We start from the raw sequence: 5,439 nt of genomic DNA, 5'->3' as shown, positions 1-5,439 counted from the left end.
CACCGACTTCGGGATCGCCAAGGCCGTCGACGCGGCCCCGGTCACCCGCTCGGGCATGGTCATGGGGACCGCGCACTACATCGCCCCCGAGCAGGCGGGCGGCGGGGACGCGGGCCCGGCGTCGGACGTCTACTCCCTCGGCGTCGTCGGCTACGAGTGCCTCGCGGGACGCCGGCCGTTCCTGTCCGAGAACGCCGTGACCGTCGCGATGATGCACATCCGCGACCCGCTGCCCCCGCTGCCGCCCGATGTCCCCCCGGTGGTGCGCCAGCTCATCGAGCTGACCCTCACCAAGGACCCGCGCGGGCGCTACGCCACCGGCGGGGAGTTCGCCCGCGCGGTGTCGGCCGTGCGCCGCGGCGAGCCGGTGCCCCGCCCGGGCGCGGTGACCGCGGCGACCGAGGCCGTCAACCCGGCGACCCGCATCGCGCCGGCCACCACCCGCGAGCCCCAGCCCTCGTCGCCGCGGCGTCCGGACCGCTGGGACAACGCGCCGGCGGCCTCCCCCCGCCGCGGCCCGTGGGGCGCGGTGGCGGCGATCGCGCTCGTCGTCGCGCTGCTCGCCGTCGCCGGCTACGTGCTGCTCTCCAACACCGACACCAGCCCGCCGCCCGCCCCGGTGGCCACCCCCACGACCACGACGACGACCGCGGCGCCGACCACGACCACCCGGGCGAGCCGCACGACGACGGCGACGAGCTCGGCGTCTGGCAACACCGTCGCCGTCAGCAACATCGACTACGTGGGACGGCCGGCCTCCGTGGCGGTCGCCGCGCTGCGCGAGGACGGCCTGGACCCCGAGGTCCGGACCGTCCTGGGCTCCAAGCCGAGCGACCCGTCAGCCTGCCGGGTGCTCTACGTGTCCCCCACCGGTGACGTCCGGCGCGGTGACACGATCACCGTGACCTGTCAGGAGTTCGGATGACCACTCCCCGCCTCCTGTCCGACCGGTACGAGCTCGGCCCGGCCCTGGGCTACGGCGGCATGTCCGAGGTGCACGGCGGGCGTGACGTGCGCCTGGGGCGCGACGTGGCCATCAAGGTGCTGCGCGCCGACCTCGCCCGCGACCCGCAGTTCCAGATCCGGTTCCAGCGCGAGGCCCAGAACGCCGCCGCGCTGAACCACCCCGCGATCGTCGCGGTCTACGACACCGGCGAGACCTGGGCGGACGACATCCCGCTGCCCTACATCGTCATGGAGTACGTCGCCGGGCGGACGCTGCGCGACATCGTCAAGTCCGGCGGACCGATGGACCCCTACCGGGTCTGCGAGGTCGTCGCCGACGTGTGCTCGGCGCTGGACTTCTCCCACCGGCACGGGATCATCCACCGCGACGTGAAGCCGGCCAACGTCATGATCACCCCGTCCGGGGCGGTCAAGGTGATGGACTTCGGCATCGCCCGGGCGCTCTCGGACGCCCAGCCCGCGATGACGCAGACCGCCGCCGTCATCGGCACCGCGCAGTACCTGTCGCCGGAGCAGGCGCGCGGCGAGCAGGTCGACGCGCGCTCGGACGTCTACTCCACCGGATGCGTGCTCTTCGAGCTGCTCACCGGGCAGCCGCCGTTCACCGGCGACTCCCCGGTGGCGGTCGCCTACCAGCACGTGCGCGAGGACCCGAGGACGCCGTCGGAGATCAACCCCGCGGTGCCGGCGGCGCTCGACGCGATCGCGCTGAAGGCGCTCGCGAAGAACCCGTTCAACCGCTACCAGACGGCCGGCGAGATGCGGGACGACCTGATCCGCGCGCTGCAGGGCGAGCCGGTCGAGGCGCCGCTGGTGATGTCCGCGGACGAGCGCACCGACTACATGAACCAGACCGGCCCGACGCAGGCCGTGGGGCCGGCCGCGTACGCCTACGGCACGCCCGCCACCGAGGCGGGCGACTTCGCCGCCTGGCAGGCCGAGCAGGAGGACGTGCGGCGGTCGCGGCGCCGGCGGCGCAACGCGATCATCGGCGGCGTCGTGCTGCTGGCCGCGGTGCTGGCCGGACTCTTCTGGATCGCCTCGCCGTCCAACCACCAGCTCCCCGTCCCCGACGTCGCGAACCAGCCCCAGGACGTGGCGCTGCGGACGCTGACCGGGGCCGGGCTGCGGCCGAACCTCGTCCAGGTCGTGTCCGAGCCGGCGCAGGTCGGCCGCGTGCTCGGCACCGACCCGGCCGCGGGGACCGAGGTTCAGCCGGACACCGTCGTGGCGCTGCAGGTCGGCCGCGGGCCCGACCGGGTGCCGACCCCGCAGCTCGTCGGGCAGACCGCCGACCAGGCCCAGCAGATGGCGCAGGCGGCCGGGCTGACGCTCACCTCCGTGCCCCAGCAGCGCCAGGTCGACGACCCGTCGCAGGTGGGGAAGGTGCTCGCCCAGGACCCGGCGCCGCAGACGCCGGTGCCCCCGGGCACGGCCATCCAGCTCACCGTCGGCCAGGCGCGCCCGACGCTGCGCATGCCCGACGTCACCGGTCAGGACCAGGCGACCGCGACGCAGACCCTCGAGGGCGTCGGGCTCACCGTCACCGTCACGCAGACCGACGGCGGCGGGAAGGCCGGCACCGTGGTCTCCACCTCGCCCAGCGCGGGCTCGACCGTCGCACAGGGCTCGAAGGTCACGCTCTCGGTGTCGAAGGGCAACCAGCTGCAGGTGCCCTCGATCATCGGCAAGTCGCAGGCCGACGCGCTCACCGCGCTCGCCGCGGCCGGGTTCACCGGGAACCTGCAGACCAACCCGACCGACGTCGGCGACCCGAACCAGGACGGCAAGGTGCTGAGCCAGACCCCGACCGCGGGCAGCCAGGCCGGCGCCAAGGACACGATCACGGTGACCGTCGGCCGCTACAACGGCGGCGACGGGGGCGGCGGCGCCGGGACCGGCGGCAACGGCGGCGTCTTCGGCGGGAACAACGGGCTGTTCCCGAACTAGGTGGCCTCCGGCCCCGTGAGCACTTTCCGGGGTCATGACACCGGAAAGTGCTCACGGGCGCGCAGCGCACCTACCGGGGCGCCGCCGCGAGCGCGAGGGCACGGACGTCACGGACGAGGTCGGCGACGAGCGTCTCGGCCACCGGGTGGCCGCACGCGGCCATCCACGACGCGAGCATCCGGTGCCCGTCCTCGGTGAGCACCGACTCCGGGTGGAACTGCACGCCCTCGAGCGGCAGCGTCCGGTGGCGCATCGCCATGAGCACACCGTCGGCGGTCCAGCCGGTGGGCTCGAGCTCGTCGGGCAGCGAGTCCGGACGCACGGTCAGCGAGTGGTACCGCGTCGCGGTGAAGGGGTCGGGCAGGCCGGCCAGCACCCCGGCGCCGCCGTGGTGCACGGCCGAGGTCTTGCCGTGGCGGAGCTCGGGAGCGCGCTCGACGACGGCGCCGAACGCCGCGCCGAGGGCCTGGTGGCCCAGGCAGACCCCGAGCATCGGCCGGCCGTCGCCCGCGCAGCGCTCGATGACCTCGACGCTGCGGCCCGCGTCGTCCGGCGTCCCGGGACCCGGGCTGACGAGCACGCCGTCCACCTCGCCCGCGAGGTCGAGGACGTCGGGGGCGTCGTTGCGGCGCACGACCGGCTCGGCCCCCAGCTGGGCGAGGTACTGGACGAGGTTGTAGACGAAGCTGTCGTAGTTGTCGACGACGAGGACCCGCACGCGCCCCAGCCTACGGTCCGCCGGGCGGCGGCGGTCGGTCCGCGCTGCCGGCTGGGCTACCGTGGACCCCACCCCGGTCAACGTCCGAGCGGAGCATGCCGTGCCCAAGTCCAAGGTCCGCCGCAAGCCGGCCTACACGCCGCCCCCGCGGGCCGCCGCCGCGACGACGGCGGGCCCGTCGCACCCGGCCTACGTCGTGATCATGCTGGCGATCGGGCTGGTCGGGCTCGCGTGGCTGGTCGTGAACTACCTCGCCGGCGAGTCGATCCCGTTCATGGCCGAGCTCGGGGGCTACAACTTCCTCATCGGCTTCGGGCTCGTCGTGATCGCGCTGCTCATGACGATGAAGTGGCGCTGATCCCACCCGGCCGAACTACACGGATGTCATTCGTCCCCACTGTGGACGGAGCCTGTGGACAACCCTGACGACGGCGCCCCCGTCGTCCCCCGGCGCTGGGCCGCCCCCGTCCCGGCGGTCGTCCTCGGCCTGCTGGGCGCGGTGGGCCTGCTCGCGTGGGTGGCTCTCGGCGCGGGCACCGGCACCCTCGACGCGCCGGGACGGCTGCTGCTCGGGGTGGCCGGCGTCGTGGTCGGCGCCGCGGCGCTCGTCGGGCTGCGCGCCCGTCCGAGGCTCGCCGCCGAGGACGACGCCCTGGTCCTGCGCGGTCTCCGGGGGACCCGACGGTGGCCGTGGGCCCGCGTCGACGCCGTGCGCGTCGTGCGGATGCGCCGCCTCGGGCTCCCGGCGGCCTACCTCGAGATCGACGCCCGCGACGACGACGGCGCCGAGCGCCTGCTCGTCCTCGGCCGCCTGGAGCTGGGCGCCGACCCGGCCGACGTCGCCGAGGCACTGCAGGCGCACCGGGCCGACGCGGGCCGGCTGCGACCGCCGGCGTCCGGCTCAGGCGCCCCGCCGGCAGACGGTGGCCGAGTCGCACACGACGGACCCGAAGGACGCGTCGCGCAGCAGGATCGCGACGACCAGGACGGCGACGACGGACCCGGCGACGACGAAGCCCGCGGCCGGGCGTGAGCGCGCGGGGCCGTGGACCATCCCCGCGGCCACGACGGCGCCGACCACCAGACCGCCGAGGTGGCCGAGCAGCGAGATGCCGGGGACGGTCAGCGAGAGCACGACGTTGAGCCCGACGATCACGAGCGCCTGGGTCATCGGCAGCTGCAGGCGCCGCAGCAGCACGATCAGCGCCCCCATCAGACCGAAGATCGCCCCGGAGGCGCCCGCTACCTGCCCGGTCGGGTTGCCGAACAACATCACCGCGGCCGACCCGCCCAGCAGGGAGGCGCCGTAGAGCACCGAGAAGCGCAGCCGCCCGAGCACCAGCTCGACGTCGCGGCCGATGAACCACAGCGCGATCATGTTGAACACCAGGTGCAAGAGCCCGATGTGCAGGAAGCCCGACGTCACGAGCCGCCACCAGCCCCCGCCCGCGACCTGGACGGGCGCGAGCGCGGTGGCGGCGAACAGCGACCCCGAGGCGTTGTCGGCCACGCTCCCCGCGTTGATCACGGTCAGGACGAAGACCGCGACGTTGATCGCGATGAGGGTCGGGACGACGACCGGGGTGCTCGACGACCGCACCCGCGCCCGGGGCGTGCTGCGCGCGCCCGCCGAGACGCAGTCGACGCACTGCATCCCGACGGGTGCCTCCCGCAGGCACTGCGGGCACGCCGGCCGGTCGCAGCGGATGCAGCGCAGGCCGGTGGGCCGGTCGGGATGACGGACGCAGACCTGGGTCTGCGCCTCGGGCGGGCCGCCCGCGGGAACGCTCATGCCCCCATTGTCC

At 74.9% G+C, this 5,439-nt stretch carries 5 protein-coding genes and 1 pseudogene; 4 read left to right on the top strand and 2 right to left on the bottom strand.

Translation table 11 applies throughout. The features are described 5' to 3' along the window. Together AC0CYZ_RS01940 and pknB are read left to right on the top strand one after the other, a co-directional pair. The coding region (locus tag AC0CYZ_RS01940; protein WP_472211754.1) for a serine/threonine protein kinase at window positions 1-925 on the top strand (925 nt) is incomplete at its 5' end. Continuing rightward, window positions 922-2,916, top strand: coding sequence for a Stk1 family PASTA domain-containing Ser/Thr kinase (gene pknB, locus AC0CYZ_RS01935; protein WP_472211751.1), 1,995 nt, complete (start codon window positions 922-924; stop codon window positions 2,914-2,916). The genes AC0CYZ_RS01940 and pknB, both read left to right, overlap by 4 nt. Before the next feature lie 70 nt (window positions 2,917-2,986). Here pknB and AC0CYZ_RS01930 read toward each other — a convergent pair whose 3' ends face one another. After that, entirely contained in the window at window positions 2,987-3,634 is a 648-nt protein-coding gene (locus AC0CYZ_RS01930) for an aminodeoxychorismate/anthranilate synthase component II (RefSeq protein ID WP_472211748.1), read from the bottom strand. Between the two features lie 100 nt (window positions 3,635-3,734). Between AC0CYZ_RS01930 and crgA the strand changes: the two genes are divergently transcribed. Both crgA and AC0CYZ_RS01920 read left to right on the top strand, forming a co-directional pair. After that, window positions 3,735-3,992, top strand: coding sequence for a cell division protein CrgA (crgA, locus tag AC0CYZ_RS01925; protein ID WP_472211745.1), 258 nt, complete (start codon window positions 3,735-3,737; stop codon window positions 3,990-3,992). 54 nt (window positions 3,993-4,046) lie between these two features. Further along, window positions 4,047-4,487 (top strand): annotated as a pseudogene (locus AC0CYZ_RS01920) (PH domain-containing protein); the annotation flags it as partial. Window positions 4,488-4,535: 48 nt separating this feature from the next. On the opposite strand, the gene AC0CYZ_RS01915 reads toward AC0CYZ_RS01920, so the two are convergent. Continuing rightward, complete coding sequence (locus tag AC0CYZ_RS01915) at window positions 4,536-5,426, bottom strand: rhomboid family intramembrane serine protease (protein WP_472211742.1); 891 nt, start codon at window positions 5,424-5,426, stop codon at window positions 4,536-4,538. Between the last annotated feature and the right edge of the window lie 13 nt (window positions 5,427-5,439).

The organism is Actinomycetospora sp., from assembly GCF_055612215.1.
The sequence above is the reverse complement of the archived record's forward strand: the minus strand, read 5'-3'. Positions and strand labels throughout refer to the sequence as shown.

Coding starts and splice junctions, on each gene's coding strand:
- pknB (WP_472211751.1), top strand. CDS start 922: ATGACCACTCCCCGCCTCCTGTCCGACCGGTACGAGCTCGGCCCGGCC.
- AC0CYZ_RS01915 (WP_472211742.1), bottom strand. CDS start 5,426: ATGAGCGTTCCCGCGGGCGGCCCGCCCGAGGCGCAGACCCAGGTCTGC.